This window comes from Fibrobacter sp. UWB12, from assembly GCF_900142485.1.
Taxonomy (GTDB): domain Bacteria; phylum Fibrobacterota; class Fibrobacteria; order Fibrobacterales; family Fibrobacteraceae; genus Fibrobacter.
This window is the reverse complement of record NZ_FRAZ01000001.1, coordinates 610,053-635,083: the sequence shown is the minus strand read 5'-3', so window position 1 is coordinate 635,083 and position 25,031 is coordinate 610,053. Positions and strand designations below refer to the sequence as shown.

At 47.4% G+C, this 25,031-nt stretch carries 21 protein-coding genes; 14 read left to right on the top strand and 7 right to left on the bottom strand.

What is annotated here, in order from left to right; genetic code table 11:
* Positions 1-122: 122 nt before the first annotated feature.
* The 4 genes from BUA34_RS15840 (at position 123) to BUA34_RS02510 (ending at position 5,056) form a co-directional block, all read left to right on the top strand.
* Positions 123-1,811, top strand: coding sequence for a T9SS type A sorting domain-containing protein (locus tag BUA34_RS15840; protein WP_175545410.1), 1,689 nt, complete (start codon positions 123-125; stop codon positions 1,809-1,811).
* A gap of 55 nt (positions 1,812-1,866) precedes the next feature.
* Positions 1,867-2,829: a T9SS type A sorting domain-containing protein gene (locus tag BUA34_RS02520; protein ID WP_072827151.1), complete on the top strand. Its 963-nt coding sequence runs from the start codon at positions 1,867-1,869 to the stop codon at positions 2,827-2,829.
* Positions 2,830-2,843: 14 nt separating this feature from the next.
* Positions 2,844-3,815 carry a T9SS type A sorting domain-containing protein gene (locus tag BUA34_RS02515; protein ID WP_083579711.1) on the top strand — a complete coding sequence of 324 codons (972 nt, stop codon included), beginning with the start codon at positions 2,844-2,846 and terminating at the stop codon, positions 3,813-3,815.
* 299 nt (positions 3,816-4,114) lie between these two features.
* A complete protein-coding gene (locus BUA34_RS02510; protein ID WP_072827149.1) occupies positions 4,115-5,056 on the top strand; it encodes a T9SS type A sorting domain-containing protein in 942 nt (313 codons plus the stop codon).
* A gap of 349 nt (positions 5,057-5,405) precedes the next feature.
* Here BUA34_RS02510 and mdh read toward each other — a convergent pair whose 3' ends face one another.
* The gene (gene mdh / locus BUA34_RS02505) at positions 5,406-6,347 is read right to left on the bottom strand and encodes a malate dehydrogenase (RefSeq protein ID WP_072827148.1); all 942 of its coding nucleotides are present in this window, start codon (positions 6,345-6,347) and stop codon (positions 5,406-5,408) included.
* Positions 6,348-6,687: 340 nt separating this feature from the next.
* Between mdh and hisS the strand changes: the two genes are divergently transcribed.
* The 6 genes from hisS (at position 6,688) to BUA34_RS02475 (ending at position 15,554) form a co-directional block, all read left to right on the top strand.
* Complete coding sequence (gene hisS / locus BUA34_RS02500) at positions 6,688-7,971, top strand: histidine--tRNA ligase (protein WP_072827147.1); 1,284 nt, start codon at positions 6,688-6,690, stop codon at positions 7,969-7,971.
* Positions 7,972-7,973: 2 nt separating this feature from the next.
* Positions 7,974-9,611 carry an SGNH/GDSL hydrolase family protein gene (locus BUA34_RS02495; protein WP_072827146.1) on the top strand — a complete coding sequence of 546 codons (1,638 nt, stop codon included), beginning with the start codon at positions 7,974-7,976 and terminating at the stop codon, positions 9,609-9,611.
* Positions 9,612-11,474 (top strand): GDSL-type esterase/lipase family protein, encoded by a 1,863-nt coding sequence (locus BUA34_RS02490; protein ID WP_072827145.1) that lies wholly within the window; start codon positions 9,612-9,614, stop codon positions 11,472-11,474.
* Positions 11,475-11,495: 21 nt separating this feature from the next.
* Positions 11,496-13,346 carry an MBOAT family O-acyltransferase gene (locus BUA34_RS02485; RefSeq protein ID WP_072827144.1) on the top strand — a complete coding sequence of 617 codons (1,851 nt, stop codon included), beginning with the start codon at positions 11,496-11,498 and terminating at the stop codon, positions 13,344-13,346.
* Between the two features lie 230 nt (positions 13,347-13,576).
* A complete protein-coding gene (locus BUA34_RS02480; RefSeq protein ID WP_072827143.1) occupies positions 13,577-14,230 on the top strand; it encodes a hypothetical protein in 654 nt (217 codons plus the stop codon).
* Positions 14,231-14,519: 289 nt separating this feature from the next.
* Positions 14,520-15,554 carry a peptidoglycan DD-metalloendopeptidase family protein gene (locus BUA34_RS02475; RefSeq protein WP_072827142.1) on the top strand — a complete coding sequence of 345 codons (1,035 nt, stop codon included), beginning with the start codon at positions 14,520-14,522 and terminating at the stop codon, positions 15,552-15,554.
* A gap of 193 nt (positions 15,555-15,747) precedes the next feature.
* On the opposite strand, the gene BUA34_RS02470 is transcribed toward BUA34_RS02475, so the two are convergent.
* A complete protein-coding gene (locus tag BUA34_RS02470; RefSeq protein WP_072827141.1) occupies positions 15,748-17,118 on the bottom strand; it encodes a chloride channel protein in 1,371 nt (456 codons plus the stop codon).
* A gap of 87 nt (positions 17,119-17,205) precedes the next feature.
* On the opposite strand from BUA34_RS02470, the gene BUA34_RS02465 reads away from it, so the two are divergent.
* Positions 17,206-17,793, top strand: a complete 588-nt coding sequence (locus tag BUA34_RS02465) for an L-threonylcarbamoyladenylate synthase (protein ID WP_072827140.1) — start codon at positions 17,206-17,208, stop codon at positions 17,791-17,793.
* Positions 17,794-17,921: 128 nt separating this feature from the next.
* On the opposite strand, the gene BUA34_RS02460 is transcribed toward BUA34_RS02465, so the two are convergent.
* Positions 17,922-18,407, bottom strand: a complete 486-nt coding sequence (locus BUA34_RS02460; protein ID WP_072827139.1) for a hypothetical protein — start codon at positions 18,405-18,407, stop codon at positions 17,922-17,924.
* Between the two features lie 11 nt (positions 18,408-18,418).
* On the bottom strand, positions 18,419-18,979 hold the full coding sequence (locus BUA34_RS02455; RefSeq protein WP_072827138.1) for a hypothetical protein: 561 nt from the start codon (positions 18,977-18,979) through the stop codon (positions 18,419-18,421).
* Positions 18,980-19,095: 116 nt separating this feature from the next.
* On the opposite strand from BUA34_RS02455, the gene BUA34_RS02450 reads away from it, so the two are divergent.
* From BUA34_RS02450 to BUA34_RS02440, 3 genes are read left to right on the top strand one after another with little or no spacing between them, the layout of a single operon-like run.
* Positions 19,096-19,644: a hypothetical protein gene (locus BUA34_RS02450; protein WP_072827137.1), complete on the top strand. Its 549-nt coding sequence runs from the start codon at positions 19,096-19,098 to the stop codon at positions 19,642-19,644.
* Positions 19,632-20,594 carry a glycosyltransferase family 2 protein gene (locus tag BUA34_RS02445; RefSeq protein ID WP_072827136.1) on the top strand — a complete coding sequence of 321 codons (963 nt, stop codon included), beginning with the start codon at positions 19,632-19,634 and terminating at the stop codon, positions 20,592-20,594. The genes BUA34_RS02450 and BUA34_RS02445 overlap by 13 nt, the downstream gene beginning before the upstream one ends.
* A complete protein-coding gene (locus BUA34_RS02440; protein WP_072827135.1) occupies positions 20,594-21,652 on the top strand; it encodes an O-fucosyltransferase family protein in 1,059 nt (352 codons plus the stop codon). The genes BUA34_RS02445 and BUA34_RS02440 overlap by 1 nt, the downstream gene beginning before the upstream one ends.
* A gap of 48 nt (positions 21,653-21,700) precedes the next feature.
* Here BUA34_RS02440 and BUA34_RS02435 read toward each other — a convergent pair whose 3' ends face one another.
* The 3 genes from BUA34_RS02435 to BUA34_RS02425 are packed head-to-tail and all read right to left on the bottom strand — an operon-like array spanning position 21,701 to position 24,976.
* Positions 21,701-22,576 carry a glycosyltransferase family 2 protein gene (locus BUA34_RS02435; RefSeq protein ID WP_072827194.1) on the bottom strand — a complete coding sequence of 292 codons (876 nt, stop codon included), beginning with the start codon at positions 22,574-22,576 and terminating at the stop codon, positions 21,701-21,703.
* An 8-nt stretch (positions 22,577-22,584) separates the two neighbouring features.
* A complete protein-coding gene (locus BUA34_RS02430) occupies positions 22,585-23,874 on the bottom strand; it encodes an O-antigen translocase (protein ID WP_072827134.1) in 1,290 nt (429 codons plus the stop codon).
* The gene (locus tag BUA34_RS02425) at positions 23,864-24,976 is read right to left on the bottom strand and encodes a DegT/DnrJ/EryC1/StrS family aminotransferase (RefSeq protein ID WP_072827133.1); all 1,113 of its coding nucleotides are present in this window, start codon (positions 24,974-24,976) and stop codon (positions 23,864-23,866) included. The genes BUA34_RS02430 and BUA34_RS02425 overlap by 11 nt, the downstream gene beginning before the upstream one ends.
* Positions 24,977-25,031 lie beyond the last annotated feature (55 nt).

The window sequence follows — 25,031 nt, the reverse complement described above, 5'->3', positions numbered from 1 at the left end:
TCATTAAGATTGCATATGATTCAGCTGTAAAAAAATTTCATTTATTTGAAAATTATTTATGGGAAACAAGCATAAAAGTAAATATATTTTACGTTGGGTAGATTTGATTAGGAGAGTGGATTATGAAAAGATCTTTGTTGGTCGCACTTTGCGCAACGTCAGTCATTTACGCAGGTTCATTCGAAACCTGGGATGCAGCCAAAATTTATGAAGAATTCCTTCCAGAGTTTCAGATCCATACAGGTCTTGGCAATGGACTCGAAACAGAAGGCTACTGGTATTCTTACAACGATAACAACAACTTGGGAACATCTAAAATCGCTTGGCCAGCACAGATAGATGCATACGACAACATCAATCAATCTTTAGATCCCGTCATCGAGGAATGCAAAGGCCTTGCTGGCACAGCGATTCTAAGCAAAGAATCTTATGAACACGATCCGTATGTCGGTGTGGGCTTCAATGTTGTCGGCGAAACCTCAGAAACAAACCCAGCGCCAGATATTGGTGATGCATCAGCCTGGGGCGGGCTCTGCGTGACCTACATGTCAGACACAGATATAGCCTTGGAACTCGGTCTTGGCGAAACCGTTGATTCAACAATTAACTACGCGAATCCAGCGGTAACGCTCCCTGCCGCAAAAGCTCCAAACATTCTATCGCCCAACGGAAAATACGGAAACAAAGTCGTCGTCAACTGGTCCGACTTTAAACAGCCTTCATGGTACGATGGAGCCATTAAAATCGACGGCGAGACGGCAGCAAAACAGCTTGCCGCCGTACACTTTAAAATTCAGGCGGAACCAGGCGAATACAATTTCAACATCTGTGCCATCGGCCCGAAAGACGGAACATGCCCGGAAAAATGCGGAAAGTCAACAGCGACATCCGCAAAACAGTTTATCACATGGAACGGAGCCGATGAATATGCTAACGACCAAGTTCAAACAGGACTTGGCAACGAAACAGAAACGAGCGGATTCTGGTTCTCCTACGGAGACGATGGTGATGGAGGTGCGTCAGCAGTCCGTTGGGACGTCTATACAGATCCTGAACCACCACATGTACTCGAACCCATCGTCTTGGAGTGCAAAGGAATATGCGGAACAGCCCAACTCAGAAAAGGCATTTTAACCTACACACCTTTCATAGGTTTAGGCTTCAGTGTTGTCGGACAAATTTCATATGAAGATTTTTCCTATGCCACAGGCGACGCCTCTTCTTGGGGTGGACTCTGCGTAACCTACACTTCCGATGCAGACATACAACTTGAACTCGGCCTTGGCAAAGCTACCGATTCCACAATCAATTACGCAAATCCGGCTGTCAATCTCCCCGCATCCAAGACAAGCAACAGAATGGTTTTCAGTTGGTCAGACTTTAAGCAACCTTCGTCATACGACGGGGCCGTCAAAATCGAAGGTAAAGCCGCAGCAAAGCAACTCGCCATGGTCAAATTCAAGATACAGGCAGAGGACGGCGATTACCATTTTAACATTTGCGCGGTCGGTCCGAAAGACGGGACATGCCCGGAACAATGCGGAACGCCAAGTGCAGGGATTCAAATTGCTCGTGGAACATCCGCAGTCAAAGCAATTTTGAACGGGCGCACGCTTGGATTCACGGGAATCAAGTCCACTGCAACAGCTGAAGTGATGAATTCTCTTGGGCAAGTCGTGATGAAGGGCGCCATTAACAACGCCACGAATAACGCCACAACGATTAGCCTTGCATCGCTTAAAGCGGGAATTTATATGGTGCGTGTGAGCGGGAAAAACGTGAATTTTGCAAAGAAAATAGTACTGAGGTAAAGATATACGAGATACTGACCCCGGAACAGAGTCCGGGGTGACTCAGGAGGCTACGATGAAAAAATTTTTATTGACAGCACTTTGCGCAGCAACATCAACTTTTGCAGGGCCGTTCGAAACATGGAACGGAGCTGATGAAGATGTTTACGACCAAGTTCAAACAGGACTCAACACCGAATGGGGCGGATTTTGGTTCACCTACGGAGACGATGGCGATGGCGGAGCATCCATGGTTCATTGGGATATGCCCCTCAACCCAGAATACCCATATACACTAGACCCCATCATCTATGAATGCAAAGGAATATGCGGGACAGCCATGCTCAACAAATGGAATTTAACCTACACTCCATTTGTGGGTTTAGCATTCAGTGTCGTCGGAAAACTTTCAGAAAAAGATCGGACACTAGTCACAGGCGATGCCTCTTCTTGGGGCGGACTCTGCGTGACCTATACATCGGATACAGACATATCTCTGGAACTCGGCCTTGGCGAAGTTACCGATTCCACAATCAATTACGCAAATCCAGCCGTTCCATTGCCCGCCTCCAAAACCAGCAATAGAATGGTTTTCAGTTGGTCCGACTTTAAGCAACCTTCGTCATACGACGGGGCCGTCAAAATCGAAGGTGAAGCCGCAGCAAAGCAACTCGCCATGGTCAAATTCAAGATACAGGCAGAGGATGGCGATTACCGTTTTAACATTTGCGCGGTCGGCCCGAAAGACGGGACATGCCCGGAACAATGCGGAACGCCAAGTGCAGGGATTCAAATTGCTCGTGGGACATCCGCAGTCAAAGCAATTTTGAACGGTCGCATGCTTGGATTCACGGGAATCAAGTCCACAGCCACCGTCGAAGTTTTGAATTCTCTTGGGCAAGTCGTGATGAAGGGCGTTATTAACGGCGCTATGGATAACGCCGCAACGATTAGCCTTGCATCACTTAACGCGGGAATTTATATGGTGCGTGTGAGCGGGAAAAACGTGAATTTTGCAAAGAAGATTATATTGAGGTAATTTGGAGGTCGATGGTGAAAAAGATTACGATAGCAGCACTTTGCGCAGCATCGGCAACTTTTGCAGGGCCGTTCGAAACATGGAACGGAGCCGACGGAGTCCCCGCAGTAGAAACCGGACTAGGCAACGAAACCAATACTTACGGATTATGGTACGATTTTAATGATTCCTTCAATGGCGGTGAATCAAAAATCGTTTATCCAGTTCAACCATGTCACGAATATTATTCATGCGAACCTCATTTTATGGATGCAGTTATTGCGGATTGCGAAGGAGTATGCGGAACAGCCACTCTCTTTAGAGGTACATCGACCCAAAAACCGTTCTCCGGTATGGGATTCAACATCGTCGGAGAAGCATCCTCCACCGACAAAACATTAGTCGCAGGCGACGCATCCGCTTGGGACGGACTCTGCGTGACCTACACATCGGATACAGACATATCCTTAGAACTCGGTCTTGGCGATACCATCGATTCAACGATGAATTATGCAAACCCAGCAGTAAACCTTCCTGCATCAAAAACCGACAAGAAAATTGTAGTGTCGTGGTCCGACTTTAAGCAACCTTCATGGTACGACGGATCAGTCAAATTTGACGGTGAAACAGCAGCAAAGCAACTTGTCGGAATTCATTTTAAGATTCAGGCGGAACCAGGTGATTACGAATTCAGAATTTGCGCCGTCGGGCCAAAAGACGGAACCTGCCCAGAAAAATGCGGAATCCCCACACCACCGGACGATATCAAGGTCGCTCGCAGGGTTTCCGCAATCAATGCAATTCTGAACGGACGCACGCTTGGATTCACGGGAATCAAGTCCACAGCCACCGTCGAAGTTTTGAATTCTCTTGGGCAAGTCGTACTGAAAGGCGCCATTGATAATGCTGCAGCAACGCTTAACCTCACCGCGCTTAACGCAGGAATTTATATGGTGCGTGTGAGCGGAACAAACGTCAATATAGCAAAGAAGATTGTGCTAAGGTAACGCAATACGAGATGGCGATTCCGGCTCGGAGGCCGACATAACTAATGCGAAAAAGTCCACGGGTTTACTACCCGCGGGCTGTTTTGTTAAGAACGAAATTTTTGACAAAGCATCAAAATCTTCTATATAGCACACAACGTATCATATAAATACTTTATATCACATATGACACGTATCTTAAGAATACATTTCATAATAAATTCATACTTTTTCATTTTATCTGACATTTCCTCAAAACATTTATACAAAACGAGTATATCTTATTTATAGTTCCATTTTGGGACTAGGGAGGAAACATCATGAGACACACAATCACGCTGGCAACAGCTATTTTCGCTGCATCTGCAGCATACGCCGGAGCATTTCAAACATGGAACGGCGAAGATGGAATATCACAGGTCAATACCGGACTTGACAACGGTTCCGAAACTTCAGGTTATTGGTTCAGCTATGCCGATGACGGAGACGGAGGTGAATCGAAAGTCACATGGCCTGTAGATACAAGAACCGAAACCGGGACATCACTAGACTCAGTAATTACGCACTGCAAAGGAGTCTGTGGCGTCGCATCGCTATCTAAGGGCTCTTTAAAATACAATCCCTTTGTAGGCATTGGCTTTAACATTGTCGGAGAAGGTATTGACGGAGACCCTGAAGCCGGAGACGCTACGGATTGGGGCGGAATCTGCATCACATACACATCAGACATTGCAGCCGATCTCGAACTTGGTCTCGGAGCATTCGATGCGACTATCGAATACGCAAACCCGATATTCAAACTTAATAAAGCAACCACAACCCCCGTAACCCAAGCCATACCTTGGTCTAAATTCACACAACCCACTTGGTATAGCGGCACAACAAAAATTTCCGGTCCAGACGCAGCTAAGCAACTGGTTGCAGTCAAATTCAAGATTCAAGCCGTTAATGGAGACTACAACTTCAACATTAAACAAATTGGGCCATACACAGGCTGTGGTCTTGAAGGAAGCAATGCCATCAAGACAATTCGCAATGTATCATCAGCCAAGGCAACTCTTGCGGGCCGCACACTTAACTTTACGGGAATCAAATCCAAAGCGACAGTCAATATCATAAATACCCAAGGTCAAACTGTCGTCAAGGGAACAATTGATATCACAACAGCTTCGCTCGATCTAGCTTCACTCGATGCAGGAGTCTACATGGTTCACGTCAACGGGAAAAACGTCAATTTCGCAAAGAAGATTATATTGAAGTAAAACAATACATGATAGCAGCCCCATAATAGCGTCTGGGGTAAAAGAAAACGCCCACGGGTTTCCCCGTGGGCTGTTTTCGTTAAAACAGTTGGATTACCGAACAGTCACCCGTGAACGAAAAGCGACCGGTATCAACCGGTCGTGTTCGTGACCTTTGGCCACTTAGCGCTTTAGCGCTTACGTGGACATGGCCACCTTTAGGTGGTAGCGAGGCGAAGACGGAGTCCCCGCCTTGCACAAGAGCCGAGCGGTCTCATTAGGTGTGAGCGAGAAACGCCTGGCATTAGCCAGGCGTTTTCGCGAGAGTGAGCGTCACTCACATATTTCTATTTGATTCTGACGCGAACGGTTAGGTGTGTGCGTCGACCCATTCAGCGTTCTTCTTGCAAGCTTCGACAGACTTGTCGAAAGCAGCCTTTTCTTCGGCGCTCATCTTGACTTCGAGAATCTTTTCGACACCGTTTGCACCAACGACAACCGGCACGCCGCAGTAGAGACCGCTTACGCCGTATTCGCCATTGAGCTTAGCAGCGCAGGAGAACACGCTCTTCTTGTCGAGGAGGTAAGCTTCAGCCATGTGGATTGCAGAGGTAGCCGGGCTGTAGAAAGCAGAACCGCGACCGAGGAGGTTCACGATTTCGCCACCTGCACCAGCGGTACGCTTTGCAAGTTCAGCAAACTTTTCCTTGCTCATGAGCTGAGAAACCGGGATACCGCCGACAGAGACGCATTCCATGATGGAGACCATCGTGTCGCCGTGGCCACCCATAACGAGAGCCTTGACGTCTTCGACGGAAACGCCGAGTTCATCAGCGACGAAGCAAGCGAGACGAGCGGAGTCGAGCACGCCAGCCATACCGATGACCTTGTTGGCCGGGAGGCCAGACTGCTTCTGCATGTTGTAGACCATGGCGTCGAGCGGGTTCGTAATAACGATCACGAATGCATCCGGAGCGTTTTCCTTGATGGCTTCTGCAACAGTCTTGATAACGCCGCAGTTCTTGTCGAGGAGGTCGTCACGGCTCATGCCCGGCATACGCGGGAAACCTGCGGTAACGATAACAACATCAGCACCCTTAATAGCGGAGTAATCAGTAGAACCCTGAAGATCAACGGACGAATTGATGACGGAGCGGCCTTCCATAATGTCGAGAGCCTTACCCTTCGGCATGCCCTGAGTCATCGGGATGTCGATAAGGACGACGTCGCCGAGGTTCTTCTGTGCAAGCACGAGAGCCATTGTACCACCAATTTGACCAGCACCAACAAGTGCAATCTTCTTTCTAGCCATGATTAACCTTCCTTTTAAGGTATTTAAAATTTTACGTACCAAATATAGCAAAAGAAATGTAAAACCGGCAATATGAACCAATGTTACATATTATTTATTTGTCTTCCAGTGAGTAGAAAAAAGACCCAATCCGACCGTTCCGGACAGTTTTTCGGCAAGAACCGTCAATTTTTCGGAAAGAACTATTCTAGCAATTCCATTTCTTATCACAACACGGCATGGTGGTTACAAATAAATTAAACGCAAGATTGCTAATTCGACTCATAAAACGTCCGTAACGATTACTTTTTCCAATAGCTAATAACTACGAACTAGCAACTTTTCTATCTTTGCACGCACTATGAGTATTGCAATTCCTCAACTGCCTAAAGGCACACGTGATTTTTACCCGGAAGCTGAACGCATCCAGAACTATATTTTTGACACATGGCGCAAGGTCGCCGAAAGTTTCGCCTACGAAGAATATGAAGGCCCGATGTTTGAACATCTGGAACTTTACACCGGAAAATCCGGCGAAGAAATCGTAAGCCAGCTCTATAACTTTAAGGACAAGGGCGACCGCGAAATTGCACTCCGCCCCGAAATGACGCCGACGCTCGCCCGCCTCGTGATCCAGAAGGCCCGCGAACTCAAGAAGCCGTTCAAGTGGTTCTCCATGCCGCGCCTGTTCCGTTACGAAAAGGCTCAGAAGGGTCGCCTCCGCGAATTCTTCCAGCTGAACATGGACATCATCGGTACCGAAAGCATCTACGCCGAAGCAGACTTGCTCGCTTCTATCGCTACAATGCTCCGCAAATTCGGTCTCAAGGACAGCGACTTTGCGATTGGCGTTTCGAGCCGCAAGCTCCTCGCCACTTACCTCGAAGAAATTGGCGCCCCGAACCCGGCACTCGTTTACCCGGTTCTTGACCGTCGCTTGAAAATCGGTCCGGAAGCTTTTGCCAAGGCTCTTACCGAAGCAGGACTTTCCGAAGCTCAGATTAAGCAACTCGACGATTTCATGAGTTGTAAGTCTATCGAAGAAGTGCGCACCGCCGTGAAGAGCGAAAACGCAACCGCCGCCCTCAAGGAAATCGAAGACCTCTTTGCAACGCTTGCCGCCGCAGGCTTTAGCGAATGCGTGAACCTCGACCTCTCCATTGTGCGCGGTCTCGCCTATTACACGGGCATCGTATTTGAAGTGTTCGACAAAGGCAAATCCATGCGCGCTATCGCAGGCGGTGGACGTTACGACAGCCTCACCGAAAAGCTCGGTGGCGACCGCATTCCGGGCGTTGGCTTTGGCATGGGCGACGTTGTGCTTGCCGACCTCCTCCGCGAACGCGGACTTTTGCCGAGCCCGAAGCAGCATGTGGACTTCTACATCGCAAGCTTCACGAACGACATGAAGAAGATTTTCGAAACGGCCCAGGTGTTCCGCGCAAACGGAAACTCTGTCTCTCACCCGCTTGCAACAATGAAAATGGGTAAGCAGTTGGAACAGGCTAACTACCAAGGTGCATCGATTGTCGTTTATGTCGATGGTGACAAGGCCGCGGCCGGTCAGTTCGAATTCAAGGACCTCCGCGATGGCACGATGCACGTGGGCGATGTCGCCGCGATTGTTGAACAGCTGAAAGCTTAACTATGACACCAGTAAAAGTATTACTCACCATCCTTTCTTTGTTCCTCACCCTTGGGGTAATGGCGCTCGCCTACCCCGAGGACGGAATCCACATTGGCGACACGACGCTTCGCTATCCGAAGCTTTCACAAGTTTTCGAGAAGGCCGAAACAACAACGGACTCCGCCGGAAACGAAGTCAAGGTCGAGCAAGTCGATCCGGAAGAAGCTATCCGCCAGATGATGGAAGAAACAAAGGCTAAGCAGTTTGCTGCATTCTCGGATTCCCTCAAATATTACGAGGACTTCTTCAGGGAAGGTCGCACACGCTTTGAATTGCCGAACGACGACCTCACGTGGTTTGACAGGTTCTTCCAAAGCTTGCAGAACGCACAGAAGGATTCGTCCACGATCCACGTAATTCACTACGGTGACTCGCAGCTCGAAGAAGACCGCATTTCTTCGACTATCCGCGAAGACTTGCAAACAGAATTCGGCGGTAACGGTCCGGGCTTGCTCCCTGCCGTCATGCATATCCCGTCGCAGTCGACATCGCAGTGGAACAATGGCAACATGCAGCGTTACATTATCTTTGGACCCAAAGAAGAACAAGCAACGCACAACCGCTATGGACCGTTGGCACAGGTGGGTGAACTCAATGGTTCCGCAGTTGTCGGCATCAAGAAACGCGAAAATAAGAAGGACATGTTCCCGCATGTCGGTGGCTATTCGACAATCAAGGTACTTGCTGGTAAAAAGGGCAACTTGAAGTTGCGCCTCACATACGAACACATGGTATCTGATTCCGTAGGCGTTAACGCAGATGGTTCAACCAAGTACAAATTAAAGAACAAGAAAGAAACCGCAGAAGCACCGGCATACGAAGAATTCACGAAGTTGAGAGTTTATACGTGGAAACTCCCGGATACAACTTCCAACATCAAGCTTTATATGAGCGGCCGCACCGAAATCTACGGTATTTCCGTCGATGGTGCTTATGGTGTTGCTGTAGACAACGTTGCCATGCGCGGAAGTTCGGGCACAATCTTCCACAAAATCGATAGCCAGCTCCTTGCCGAATCTTACAAGGCAATGAACGCAAAGCTTATCATCATGGAATACGGCGGCAATTTGGTGCCGGGCATGACACCTAAGGGCTTGGACTACAACAAGAACCTTATCACCAGACAAATTAAAGCAGTACAAAGGGCTAACCCCGATGCAGACATTCTCTTTATCGGTCCGGCCCACATGGCAAAACAAATTAACGGAAGATGGCAAACTTATCCGGGTCTTGGCATCACTATCAAGATGTTGCGCGAAGTGGCACTTGAAAACGGCCTTGCTTATTGGGATATGCACCGCGTGATGGGCGGCGAAGGTTCCATGATCAAGTGGGTGAAAAAGTCTCCCCCGCTTGGATTTACCGACCACGTCCACTTTACACGCCGTGGCGCAGCCTACATGGGCGACCTGTTCTGTTCGTCACTCCACATGTATTACGATTACTACCAGTTCCGCGGCAGACACAACTTGAACGATTCGAAGCTCAAGGACATCCGCAATTTTTCGGATAAAAAGAAATCTGACGCAGACACAACCAACATAATTGACCTAAACGCAGAAAAAGCTAAATCCACAAAAACCGGAGGGGGTTTATAAGTGAGAAAAAAGCTTGCCGCTATAGCTGCTTTTCTTGGCATTTTTAGCATCGGTTCCATTTCCGCAAAGGATATGGAGATTACTCCGGGCTACTATGACGTAGATTTTGCGAAATACGATTTTATTGATACGTCGCTAAACACAATCCAATTCCCGCAAGGAAACGCTAGTTTCGAGACTTTCTTCAAGAAACTTGATACGCTTGTTTTCGAGAACAGGGGCAAAGTGAGAATTCTCCACATCGGTGGTTCGCACTTGCAGGCAGACGTTATTTCCGGCCGCATCCGCGAGCACCTTATCAAGGAATACCCGGGTGCTTCGGCAGGTCGTGGATTTGTATTTCCGTATTCGGCAGCAAGAACAAATACACCGGCAAGCTATGCAAGCTCTTACAAAGGCATTTGGGACAAGAACAAGAATGTCCAGCGCGAAATCACAAAACCGCTTGGCCTCCTTGGCATTGCAATTAGCACCAGCGACCCGCGTGCAGAGCTCACTCTCCTTTTAGACAAGTATAACAGCGAACCCATCTGGGGCGAAACAAGCTTTAGAGTGTTCGGATTTAGCGACAGCAACAATGTGGAACCGGTGCTCCGCATCGATTCGATGGATGTTTTCGGAACGTTCGATGCCTCTAGCCAGAGCTACGTTTTCACAAGTCCGCGCCCGATAGATACCATTCAAATTGCATTCCGCTGGGCAGATACAACCAAGCAGGCCGAAATCGCCGCGTTCATCACGGACTCGCTCTTTAAAGACTCTGTTGCACGAGCAGACTCACTCGCCCGCGTAGCAGACTCCATACGCCTCGATTCCCTTGGACTTTTGCCTTCTTCAAGTTCAGTGCCTCAAGCAGCTGCAGCAGCCGATTCCATGTTCCAAGGCGACTGCGAAGACGTTCTCGACACGAATTGCCTCAACCGCGACGAAGACTTGCAGGCCGCTTTGAAGGATTCAGCAGCAGTCGATACTATTCCTCCACGTCCGCGCTTTACGCTTACCGGTATTCTTGCCGAAAACAACGCCCCCGGCATCACCTATACAAACGTAGGTATCAACGGTGCCAAAGTGGCAAACTACTTCGAAGAAACATGCCCGCTATTCGAAAAGGAAATGTCTTATTACAAGCCGGACCTCGTGATTTTTGCAATCGGCATTAACGATGCAAACGTCGAAGTCTTTAACGACAAGCAGTTCCGCGAAGAATACGATACGCTCATCAAACGCATCCGCAAGGTAAGCCCGAAGACGGCATTCATTTTCGAAACAAACAACGACTCTTACCGCAAAATTCGCAAGAAAAAATATGTGCAACACCCGAACGGGGAAATCGCACGCAAGGCATTCTTCATGCTTGCCGACAAGCACAAGGCCGGAGTCTGGGACAAGTTTTCCATCATGGGGGGCTTAGGTTCCATGGCAAAGTGGGAAAAAGCAGACCTCGCCAAGAAAGACAAGGTTCATTTCAAGACCGCCGGTTACCAATTGCTCGGCGACATGTTCTACAAGGCTCTGATGCAGGCCTATTTTGAGCACATCGCAAACCTCCCTGCCGAAGCCCCCGTAATTGCAAAAGCTGAACCGCAAGCACCTGCGTCTACACTCCCAGCAAAGCAGGCCGCCAGCGTCCAGTCCATTACGACATCAACGACAAAACCTTTAGCTGTTCAATCTTCTGCAAAGGTAACAGCGCCTGCTACAAAGACCGCGCCACAAATGCCTAAAGTAGCATCGGCAGCCAAGGCCGACGTGCCTATGCCTAAAGTTTTACAGCAAGCGTCTCAAAACACGCAAACACAAATTCAAATTCCATTGAAACCGCAATCTCAAAATACGGAATCAACAGCACCCAAGGACAAATAACAGTTCCTAAAGTCCCAAATCATGCTTGACTACATCATCCCCTACCTAACCCGCACATTCGCATTTGACCCGAACTCCCCGCTTCTCTTTACCCAGTTCTATTTCTGGGGGTTCTTCGCGGTAGTATTCGCCATCTTCTCGTTCATACACAGCAAGCTTTTACTCCGCAACGCGTTCCTCTTTGCGACAAGCTTGTTCTTCTACTACAAGACGAGTGGAAGTTACGTGTGCATTCTCATCTTCTGCGTCATCGCAAACTTTTTCATTGGCAAGTGGATTGAAAAATCTACGGAAAAATGGAAAAAGAAGATGCTGATGATCATTGTAGTCATCATCGACTTGCTCGTTCTCTGCTATTACAAGTATTCCTACTTCTTCTTGGACGCCCTTTACGACTTTACAGGTATCGAACTTCACGTTTACAACTTCTTTGCTGCAGCAAGCAACGCGATGTTCAACACCCATTCGCTCGTCGACCAGATTATCCTCCCGGTGGGCATTTCGTTCTTCACGTTCCAGGCAATGAGCTACTGCATCGACATTTATCGAGGCAAAATCAAGGCCGTCAACAACATTCTGAACTTTGGTTTTTATCTTTCATTCTTCCCGCAGCTCGTGGCAGGCCCGATTGTGCGTGCCGACAAGTTTGTGCCGCAGCTTTACAAGCCGTATTTCCTCCCCCGCCGCGCCTTTGGCATGGCTGTGTTCTGGATTTTGAACGGTCTTGCAAAGAAGATTATCTTGAGCGACTACCTCGCCACAAACTTTGTAGACCGCGTTTTCGACACACCGCTCCTCTTTACCGGCCTCGAAAACCTGATTGCCCTTTTCGCTTACTCGCTGCAAGTTTACGCCGACTTCTCGGGTTACACGGATATCGCCATTGGCGTTGCCCTCCTCATGGGTTTCCGCCTGCCGCAGAACTTCAACAGCCCGTACAAAGCAAAGAGCCCGACCGAATTCTGGCGCCGTTGGCACATTTCGCTTTCTAGCTGGTGGCGCGATTACTTATACATTCCCCTTGGCGGTAACAGAAACGCAACCGCAGGCACATTCTTCTGGATGGGCTTCTTGAGCCTTGTCGCCATCCTTCTTTCTGGAAGCGTGTGGGTCGGTATCGCACTCGGCGTTTTCTTTGTCTACATTGCAATTTTTGCGTACTTCAAGCCGGATTCCCGCAAGACGATTACCACGAACATGAACGCCATGGCAACGCAAATTGTCGGTGGTTGGTGGCATGGTGCAAGCTGGAATTTCATCATCTGGGGTGGTTTGAACGGCTTTGGCCAAGTATTCAACAAGCTCTGGGTCAAGCGTAGCGCAACCGTACGAGCCTCGATTGCACTCGGTTTCTTTGCACTGAGCGCCATTCTCTACAAGCATTACACGATTCCTATATGCGCGATTACCGCCGTGTGGTTCGGTGTACTTTTCGTGGGTATTTACTCGACCATCATTTTCCACCTGTTCAGCGACAAGAAAATGGAATGGCTCAAGACAGCCTGGAACGTTTCGCTCACGTTTGTGTTCATCACCTTTACACGTCTTTTCTTCCGTGCAGGCTCTAACCTCGACCCGGCAGAAGCAAATGAAGTCGCATGGAACACCGCCAAGAACATGGTGAACCAGATGGGTACGGCCTGGCGTTGGGACACGATTCTCCCGATAGCCTGGGAACACATCAATATCATTCTCGTGTTTATCGCTGGTATGCTTATCCACTGGATTCCGAAGAAGTTTAAGTCCCGTTATCGCATCACGTTCGCTTCGCTCCCGATTCCTGCGATGGTTGCGGCGACGGCGTTCATCATCTTCGTGATTTACCAATTCATGAGCGCAGATTCTTGCCCGTTCATTTACTTCCAGTTCTAATTTAGACAACAAATGCGTAAGGCAAAAGAGGCGTGCTAAGCACGCCTTTTTTTATAGACAAACAAAGATAGAGATTACGGGGACATCACCAATTAGATTGTTCTATATAATACATTTATCCAAAAAGATTCGGAATAACACTCAAGAAACTATGCTTTTGAAGTCAATTCTTACATTTCTTTACATCCCATTAATTTATTTTTATACAGTAAGTGATGAGGAGGAAATTTATGCTCAAAAAAATCCACAACATTCTTGGAAAAATGTTCCTTTCGGGAGCTTCATTCTTTTGGGCCAGTTGCGATCCGGGAACGTCCGCAGAAAATCCTTCTGCCACTATCGACATAGACCAAGAATTGGCTAAAATCAAGCAACCAGATACAACCGGATTGATAGGGCAATGTATTTCGGCAGAATCTTACTGCCATGATGTAACAGCTTATAATGCATACTACCTTCATGCCGCTGCAGCGGGCTCTATCGCACGAGAAAAAATTGACACACTCCTCAATGCAAATAAAATTTCCAAAGCAAAGTATGACTGTTTTAAGGAATCCATTGAAATAGAAAATATGCCCTTATATGGGGTCTCTTCATGCTATGAATTAAGTCATTTTGAAGTAGTCCCAATTTTTGAAACATACCCAGACGAGATGGACTCTCTAGAAATAGAATATTTAAAAACGCGTCAAAAAGAAAAGCAAGATGGATATCAAAATTTTCTGAGAAAATACAATCTAACGGAATGCGATACCTCGGAACATAAAGTTTTCATTAATGACCAATACATTAACGAGATTTTCAAAAACGACCAATACGAGCGTGAAACAATACGAGCCAAATTAGAGGAAATCAACGAAAAATTTGAAAAATGTGACATGTAAGTCGTTGATACTCCGAGAGTTACAAAAAATTTTATAGACAAAAAGTTAATTTTCGCAAAAGCGCGCCATTTCCGCGCAGCACAAGGCTTTAAACAATTTTTTACATTTAGAAAATGCGACATTTTGACCATTTTATAGGACTTTCGCCCACTGGGCGGGGTCTTTTTTGTTACAACAAACTTACTTCATTGTTTCTTGTTAATAACTCGTTAAAAAACGCCCGAAAACTAGTGACAAAATCAAACAAAATGTGTATTTTTAGACCCATATATATAATACCGCTATTTTTATGAAGATCAAAACTATACTCATTGCAGGAGTCCTGCCTATCGCGCTTTTCGCAAAAGACGACGATATGGCCGGAAAAATTGTTCCTCGCCTGGTTGATTCTAAAACTACAGAATTAACTCAAAATATCGAAGATCTCGCTAACATCGAGACTCAGGATCCTTCCGTTGGAAAGTTCGTCATCACCGAAAGCAACTTTTCCAGCAAAAAAATCAAGCCCAAAAAGCAAAGCAAAGCAAGTGCTCCGGCCAAGGTTTCCAAGGTCGAAGTAACTGATTTGGGAACCGAAGAAGGCATCAATAGCGATAGCCTCGATACCGAAGAAGCCGCACGCGAATATGCAGAAGCGGATGCCGATATCAAGGCTACAACGGACTCCGCCTCGACAGGCGCTCCGGAAAAGCTCTTTGTTCTCGACATGACGACTTCTATCATCCCGACAGAAAGCCGTCGTATTGCAGGCCACTATGGCCCACGCAAGCACCGTATGCATCGTGGTGTCGACCTCGGTCTCTGCCACGGAGAAAACCGCGCTATCGTCGCCGCATTTGCAGGCAAGGTCGTCAAGGTCAGAAACCAGGGCCGTCGCAAGGGCTATGGTCGCTATGTGATCTTGGACCACGGCAACGGACTCACCACGCTTTACGCACACCTCGAACGCTGGAAGGTGAAAGTCGGTGACGAACTCCAGGCCGGCGATACACTCGGAATTGGAGGCAACTCCGGTCGCTCGTTTGGCGCCCATTTGCATTTTGAAATGCGCTACAACGGCATTTACATCAACCCAGAAACCGTTTACGATTTTGCCGAAGGCACTTTCAGAGATATTTCCGTCACGCTCGACACAGACAAGCTCCAGGAAATCGAATCGGCTTACCAGAAAGAAATCGGCAAGAGCAAGTTCTACAAAGTTCGTCGTGGAGATTGCCTTGGAAAGATCGCCCACAAATACGGCACATCGGTCCAGCAGATTATGCGTTTGAACAATTTGAAGTCCGAAAAGATTCGTCCGGGTCAAGTTCTCCGCTGCTCGTAAACCGCAGGCAGCTCACAGCAAAATTTCTATACTCCATTTAACAGCCCCTGGAATCCGGGGGCTGTTTTTGCTTTTGAAGGACGTTTGAAGGACACTTAGAGCGATTTTGCCGTTTTTACGCTACCAAAATTCAATTTTAGATGCGTTTAGTAGCAGGCTTTCGAAAAAAGGCATTTAAGCAATCAACCACAGCCTATTGTCTACTGATTTTATCGTATGCTTGGAGAAGTTCGCGATCCATGTCGCGACGATGTGCAGGAGAAGCAAACTTGTTGAGCACCTGGCTCTTGTAGATGGTCCAGTTGCGCGAGAAAGCCATATGCATGACCGCCGCAATCAAAAGCCCCGGCAACAAGCTATAACTCCCTGTCATTTCACAAACCATCACGACACCTGCAATCGGAGCCTTTGATGCCCCAGCAAAAAATGCAGCCATTCCGACAAGAATAAACATTTCCGGCATGCGAATAAATCCGGGAGCAACAAGTTCACATATTCCAGCAAACATGGCCCCCACCACGCCACCGATAAATAGCGACGGACCAAAGACACCACCCGAACCACCGGAGCCAACCGTCAAGGCTGTCGCCACAATCTTTGCAAGCACAACCCCAAGCAACAGCAGCACACCTACGTCCGAATGAGGAACAAGCCCAGACATCAAATGGTCGATAAAGTCAAAACCGCCGCCAGAGACTTCGGGATACACAAGGACCAAAAGCGAAATAAGCGCACCACCCACCGCAGGCTTGAGCCACGCAGGAGCAGTCCACTTGTTAAACCGACGTTCCGCAGCATAATAGCAACGCACGTACATATAAGAAAACGGGAAACAGAAAATGCCCAAGAGCGCGCACGCCAAAAGTTCTACACCATTTGTAAACGGGAAAGCCGACACACCGCTAATAATCGGTGCCGTCCCCACAAACGCAATATAGACCGTAAACGAAACCACAGACGAAACAATTGAAGTTGCAAAGGCATTCGATTCAAAATCTTCGCGGTAAAGCATTTCGACCGACGTGAGCGCGCCTGCCAGCGGGGCCTTGAAAATAGCGCCCAGTCCAGCCGCCGTCCCTGCCAGCAGGAACTGCCCCCGCAACATCCGCGGCATTTTGAAAAACTTGCAAATGGTCGATGCAATCCCCGAGCCAATCTGCGAAATCGGCCCCTCGTACCCCGCTGAACCGCCCGTCGAAAGCGTAATGATACTTGCAATAAATTTAACCGGCGCCACGCGCGCACGAACGTTTCCACCCTGATGGTGGAATGAATAAATCATCTTGTCGGTGCCCTGCCCCGCCGTTTCTGGCGCACGTGCCACCTTGTGAATGAAAAGCCCGACGGCAAGTCCACCAATTGCAGGAACAATAGCAAAAGCCCACCATGGGAGAATTCCAAGCGTCCACGGCAAACGAACAAATTCCATAGCGGCCCACAGCCCAAAATGGAACGCCACAGCGACAAGCCCAGTCACGCCCCCTATAACTGCCGCAAGTGCAAGCTTGGGCAAATAGCCATTCACCACGAGAAGTTTCGCTATCGTTCTATGAAATCGCTTCACGGGCCGCAAGATAGAAATTTTATATAGCCTCACCAACACATTTTTTTATATATTATTCCTCCAAAAGCGAAATGCTGTAAGAAAATTATGCGAATTGAAGTACATCCAGAAAATCCGCAAGCACGAGTTGTGAAGCAAGCGGCAGAAATTCTCGAAGACGATGGACTCGTCCTTTACCCTACTGAATCAGGCTACGCCATCGGTTGCAACGCCGAATCGCCCAAGGCCATTCACAAGCTCTATGCGCTCAAGAAGCCCATGAAAAAGTTCGTCATGGCGCTGATTGTTCCAGACATACGCTTTGCCACCGGCTACGCCCACGTGAGCAATTTTGCGTTCAATATCATCAAGCAGCGAGTGCCAGGGCCGTACACGTTCATTCTCCCGGCCGATCCGCATATTGCACGCAAGCTTGATGTCAAGCGCCCGGAAATCGGCATCCGTATTCCGACGCATCCGTTTTTCAAGGAACTCTTCCAGCACTTCGACAAGCCGATTCTCAGTACGGCAGCAAAGCTCAGCGAAGAAGACATTTACGAAACCGATGACATTTGGAAAACGTTCCAACATTCCGTGGACATGATGGTTGATTGCGGCAACATCGAAATCAATCCGACGAACATCGTAAGTCTCGTTGGTGATTCTGTCGAAATCATCCGCGGCGAATTGCTGTAAAAAACGCTGCAAGATTCCGCCATAGAAATCCCGCGAAGTCCTTGCAATACAGAAATAGCCCCGCCGAAGCGGGGCCTTTTATTTGCTTTATGGAATTGGGACAAAGTCCCAATGACTATTCCACTAAATTATTCTTCGCCTTCTTCTTCAGCTTCGTCACTAGCAGTTGCTGCAGCGAAGTTGCCAAGCAAGACGCTCACATCGACAGACTGCAAATCAGCAAGGCTCTTCACGCCCGTCTTCTTGTCTTCTTCGACCTTGCCGAAGGTAGAGACAATAACGTTTGCAGAACTTGCTTCAAAGCGACGCGTCTTGTTTGCGATGCTGTTGGAACCCTTGGTGGCTGGGAAGAACTTGGCTTCGAGCCTTGCCATGTCCTGAGAATTCTTGACCGTCTGGAGAGCCTGGCAAGCGATTGCCCAAGTCTGCTTGTTCATGTCAATGGCATTATTGACAAGTTCAAGAACCATAGAATTGCCCTTGAAGGACTTGGCGGTCGTAGCTTCGTAATGTTCCTTGGCCTGGTTGACATAGTTACCCTTCTGCATAAAGAGCATAGCGATAACGCCAAAGACGAGAACGGTAAGTGCAATGGAAATATTCTTTAAATTCATGACGTTCTCCCTTATTCGAAATGGTATTCACCCGGTTTTTCAATCTTGAGGGTGTTAGCAAGGTTGTACTGGACCAAAGCGCTGTAATCAACGTTCTTGAGTTTGCCCTTAGCAAAGCTGAACTTCACGACGCAATTTTTACCGCAAGCCACTTCCTTTGTACCCTTTTCGTTCTTGATAAGGATAGAGCCTTCGGCAAGGCCAGCCTTCTGGAAGATGCCGTTTTGCACAGCATCATTGATGCCAGCACCTGTGTAAAGGTGAGAAATCTGTTTGAAGCGAGCGTCCTTGTCACCCTCGATTGCAGCGAGGTTGCTCTTGAAAGCAGCTTCGGTCTTTGCACCGGAGAGCATGGAATAAACAAGTTTCCAAGCCATGCTGTACTGGTCTACAGAACGCCACTGTTCTACGAGAACCTGAGTATTCTTTTCCAAATAAGCCGATTCCTGTTCGTTCGCAGTGCGCTTAGCCTGTTCCTCATAGCCGCCCTTGAGCGTCATCAGGATAATGATAAGAGCGACGAGGATGACAACGTCAACCACGACGAGGATCTTCATTTTCTTTTTATCCATAATATTCCTTTAAAAAAAGACGTTTCAAAAACAATCTAAACTTTAATTTAAAAAAATCAAGCAAATTTAAAGCAATAATCAAGAACAAACACGCCTATTTTTTATATTCTTCTTGTATGAGCGAAAATGTACTCAAGTTACCGTCCCAGATTATCTTTGACAACCTCAAAGAATTAATGCGCGCCAAGAACACCGCGCATGAATCCATTTTCAAATTTCACTGGAAAAAAATGTGGCCCTTCAGCCTCATTTGGCCGCAAGTAGATTATATCCGAATCGTTAGACTTATGGGTGAGCTGCGAAACAACGTCGCTTCGCAGAAAAAACTTGCCAAAGAAGCAAAGTCCAAAGCCAAACCATACGAAAAAACATTTCTTGATACCGTGCCTGCGTACTTGGACAGCTTTGACACCTCTTGCAAGTACCTCGCCGACGTAGCACAATGGAAGCAGGACTTGCTCGAAAAGAAGGTCCGCCACGAAGTCAAGATGATGCGCGATGTTTCGGAATACAACCAAATTCTTAAGGCTTACGAAAAAGCGCAAAACGATTTAGTTCAGGCAGGTGCATTTGTCCGCGCCGGTTGGATCGAAGTTGTCAAAGGCATTGCCGACGAAACCGAAACCGAAAGCAAAACAGACAAAGGCGAAGAATGCCCGCAGTAAGCGTAATCATCCCGATGTACAACACCGAGGCATTCATCAAGGATTGCCTCGATAGCCTTGTTGCACAGACTTTCTCAGATTTCGAAGCCATTATCATTGATGATGGTTCCACTGACGAAAGCGCAAGAATCGCCGCAAGTTACGCCTCGTCCGACGCTCGATTCCGATTGATAGGCCAACCGAACAAAGGACCTTCCGAAGCCCGCAATACTGGGCTCAAGATTATGCGTGGCGATTACGTGACCTTCATCGATAGCGATGATTGCGTTGCCCCCAATTTTCTCGAAACGTTGTTCTTTTTAGCACAATTGCATCAGGCCGATGTTGTCTGCAGTGCCGCCCAAAATACAGACGAAGCGTTCAAGACTGACGGAAGCACGCCCGATACAACAATTTCAAAAATCATTTCTGCCGAAGAGGCTGCAAGAATTTCGCTTTATCAGGATTCTCTGCCCGACTATTCTGCATGGAATAAGTTGTACAGAGCAAGCCTTTGGAAAGGAAAACAATTCCCCGCAGGAACGATTTACGAAGATCTCGCCGTAATTCCTGAAATTTTGCTTGAAGCAAACAAAGTAGCAACGACAAAATCAAAACTTTACTTTTACCGCAAGCGTTCAGGCAGTGAATTAGCAACGCAAATTGACAAGCAAAAGATTGTACAGCTACTCGACATTGCCGAAAACGTCTTTGAAAAAATGAAACCGGTATCGAAGCCGCTATACAAAGCAGCCCGCAGCATGCTCGTGAGCGCCGGTTTCAGCGTTCTGATGCGAACCAAAGACACCGAAGAGACCGCAGAATTCCGCAAAAAAGCTTTGGCACATATTCGCAAGTACCGCTTTAGCACATTTTTCGATTTGAAAATACGCATGCGCAACCGCATTGCCATTATGCTTTCGTACCTCCCCCGTGCTCTATTTTTAAAGTTATTGAAAAAAGGCATTTAATGATTCCCTTGACGCCTAAAGAAGCCGTTATCCGCATTGCGCGGCACGTTCTCGGAGAAGAACGCGTTCACGACCATCTGATAAAGCGTGGAATTAAATTACGCCACCTGAGAGACGATTACACAGAAAAAAGTGAAAGCGATTTCAACGGAATAAACCGCGAAGCAGACGAGAATCGCGAAGAATGTCGCCAACTTGAAGACAGCAGCAACAAACGCCAAGTGCTCATTTACATGGCCGATGGCAAATGGATGCACGGCGGACTAACAGACCGCCTCCGCGGAATGGCTAGTGCCTATAAATTCGCAACCGAGCACAATCTTGATTTCAAGATTTATCACACTTCGCCATTTTTATTGCAAGAAATCTTGGAACCGAACAAAGTTAATTGGATTATTGACGAAAAGCAAATCAGCAAGAACTGTTCCGTAGCAAAGCCAGTATTGCTCTATCGCGAAGACTTCAACAACGATTCCGCTTTGGAACGGCAGCTCGACAAAACGCACCAGCAATTTCATCTGTATTCCTGCGTAGATACACTCGGTGAAAAATTTGCGGAATATTTCAACGATTTATTCAAGCCGTCACAGGTTCTTGCGCAAGAGCTTATCCACTATGAAAGCCTGTTAGGTACAAATTACTCGGCATTTTCATTCCGCTTTCAGAACAAGCTCGGAGATTTCAAGGAATTTACTTTCAACGAATTGCCAAGTGCTGGCAAACAAAAATTGCTGAACGCGGCACTCAACGCTATAAAGCGAGAAATCGCAACGGGCAGCCAAAACAAAATTCTCGTGACAGCAGACAGCCCGACGTTCCTTGCCGAAGCAGAAAAATTGCCGAACGTCGTTACTGTCAAAGGGAAAAGCATTCACATAGACTTCAACAGTTCCAAGAAAGCTACAGATTACTTGAAAGCGTTCACGGAATTTTTCCTCATTTCAAAAGCTTCAAGCGCAAAGCTCTATCGCAACCGCAAATATAAAACGTACCCGTCGAACTTTCCGAAATACGCAGCAAGCCTTGGGAACGTACCATACGAAATTATAGAAGAATAATCTATTCTCCCAAAAAAAATAGCCGGAGTTTATTCCGGCCTCAAAAAACTAATACTTCAGCAACTTTCGCGGAATAAAAAGTTTTGGAAGTCTAAGCCAAAAACGCGGGGAAAGCGAAATCACCTTGGGAATCAAACGAAGAGCCCCAAGTTTACTCTGCGCAGCTTCTGCCGAAAACCAATTTGCCTTCCAAGCGCGAACGGCCTGCTTATAAAGCGGATGCTTGCTATAATCATCCGACAACACGCGCAGAATTTCACCATAAATACGTTCATGATTCACATGCATGTTATCGCCATGTTCGCGATAATAGCAACATAAAAAATCTTTCGAAACAGGCTGCGGACCGTAATTATAAAGGATTTTCAGGTAAAGCGGATAGTCTTCAAATGCGTAGCGCATATCGTAGCCGCCAATAGCTAGAATTTTTTCGCGCACAAACATTTCTGCACAACCATGCAACGCCTTTTTTCCAAGGAACGATTCTTCAAACGTTATCTGAGGCACACTGCGGAGATAACGTTCATCCATTTCCGTTCCGATTTCATCGTCTTTATAAAAAGGAACAACCTGTCCAAAACAAGCTACAGCTTCCGGATGCGCATCCAAGAAGTCGCTCTGTTTTTTCAAGCGCTCCGGAGGCATAATATCATCCGACGAAAACGAACAAACATAACGCCCAGTCGCTAAAGAAAGCGCTTCTTTTAGCGTTTCCATCACACCTTTATTGGGGCGATGGACATAAGCAAATCCAAGTTCATCGGCCAAGCGCTTTAGAATTTCTGGAGAATGGTCTTTGCTACCATCATCCACGACAATCAACTCAAAATCAACGCCAGACTGTTCCATCACGGAACGTACCGCCTTTTCTACGTACGCTTCATGATTATAGCTAGCCAAGATTACAGAAACTTTCGGAGCCATTTTTACCATTATTTTTTTGCCCAATCTAAGCGACTAACGATAATGAACGAAGCCACAAGCGTAAGGAAATTTTCAAGCGCATAAGCCATCATCGGGCCATTAAATTCATACAATTTCACAAAGCCGTATGTTGCAGAAGCAAGAACCGTTTCAGAACAAATTTCAAGAATCAGGAATTTTTTTGTTTCACGGCGCGCAACCAGCACAAGCCCCAGAGCCCAACCTCCCACACGGAAAAAATCCCCCAACAACTGCATCGGCATGTAATCAGCCGCGCCAGCATATGCTGAAGAAAGCATCACCGTTACAAACAACGAGCGGCCTAAATAAAGAATTGCAACCGCTACAAGCGCAAGTGCCATCGTCTTAACAAGAACCGGCCTAAACATTCCCCAAAATTCTGACTGCGTCAATTTTGCAGAAACTTTCGGCAAGATAATAACACCAAGAATTGCAGAGAAAAACGTCGTCAAGAAATCAGAAATTTTCCAAATTCCCTGCCAAATACCGGCCGCATTCCAGCCCAAATTTTCGCCAATTGTAAGTCGCATAAACGTAAGCACCACAGGCGTCAAAACCATCGGAACAATACCCATGAGCGCATACGATATCCACGGAGAGCGAATATCCAACGCGGACTTACGAATTTCGCGCAAACTGAATCCAGCGCGAGACGCAATTTGCGTTGCAAAAACACCTGCAATAACAGACTGCGTTGCCACTATAGAAAGAACACTTAACCGCCCCGTATAAAGGAAGAATGCCACCCAAAACATTTGCCATAGCGACGTCACCATATTGATGAGCGCCCAACGGCGATAATGCCCGAGCCCATTCATTACAGACGAGGTAATCGTAATGATATTCGTTGCAAAAACGCCCGGCAAAGCAAAAATAACCGCAGCCTGGACAAGACGCGGATGAATATCCGGGAAGAATTTTTCAAGCGGAACCGTAAAGCAAAGAACTAACGCAACAGCAAAAGTCGCAATACTAGCAAACGTAGTCAGCCGAAAACCGCCACGCCACACGCCACGCAGCTGTTCCAAATTGTTTTTATTCTGAGCAGTAAGGCTCACCCAGCCGTTCTGGAGAGCAAGCGAAGATGTCGCCTGCCCCAACATCATAAAGTTCATAAACTGCCCTACGCATGCAAAAGCGGCAGGCGGAAGGAACACGGCAAGCAATTTATTTACAACAAAAACGCGCACGGCATTCAGGAACGTCACCATTCCCGAGCCTAAAAACAATTTCATGAAATTCGCAGATTCTTGCGATGTCTTATCTTTAGAACTCATTAATGGCACCAATTACTTCGGAGACTTCGTCATCGGTAAGCACAGGGCTCATCGGAATACTGAGAATCGTCTTGGCCATCGATTCTGCAATCGGATACACTCCGTTAAATTCATGAGCATACGCTTCTTGCAAATGCGGAGGAATCGGATAATGAATCAACGTTTCAATGCCGCGCTTTTTCAAGTACGCCTGCATTTCATTTCGAGAATCCTCGCTCTTGAGGCGAATCACAAACACATGATAAACATGTTCCGAAGGCACCGAAGGAAGTTCAGGCAACAAGACCTTTGAATTCTTGATTTCGTTGCAATAACGCACAGCAATTTCACGACGGCGTTCGTTCCATTCGTCCAAATGCGGAAGCTTAGCAAGCAAAAGCGCAGCCTGCATTTCGTCAAGTCGCGAATTTACGCCCTTAAACCTGTTCACGTACTTTTGCTCGGAGCCGTAATTGCCAAGCGCTCGAACAATATTGGCAACATCGGCATCGTTTGTGAGAACCATGCCCGCATCGCCAAGCGCACCCAAATTCTTGGTCGGATAAAAGCTAAAAGCAGCGGACGAACCAAACGTACCTGCAGAACGTCCATCACTGAGACGCGCCCCATGAGCCTGCGCGCAGTCTTCAAAAAGGAGCAAGTCATGCGAATTGGCAAATTCACAAATTTCATCCATAGCGCAAAGGCGACCATACAGATGAACAACCAAAATTGCACGAGTACGAGCACCACAAGCATCCTTCAAACGTTTCGGATCCATGTTGTAGCTATTTTCGGCAGGTTCCACAAGCACTGGTTTAAGCCCCACAGCGCTAACGGCAAGAACTGTAGCGATATACGTATTCGCCGGAACAAGAATTTCGTCACCTTCATGAAGGCGCCCCAATTCTATCGAAGCACGCAACATGAGCGTAAGTGCATCCAAGCCGTTCCCGACGCCTACAGCAAACTTTACGCCACAATATTGAGCAAAAGCGCGTTCAAACTGTTCGCCATAACGCCCTCGGATATACCAACCCGATTCGACCACGTCTACCGCGGCTCTATCTAGTTCATTCTTATATGGTTCATTTATTCTTTTCAGGTCCAAGAAAGGAACCATAAAGGCACTCCTGCTTGTGGTTATAACGCTACCAATCAATATAAAAAAAATCGGC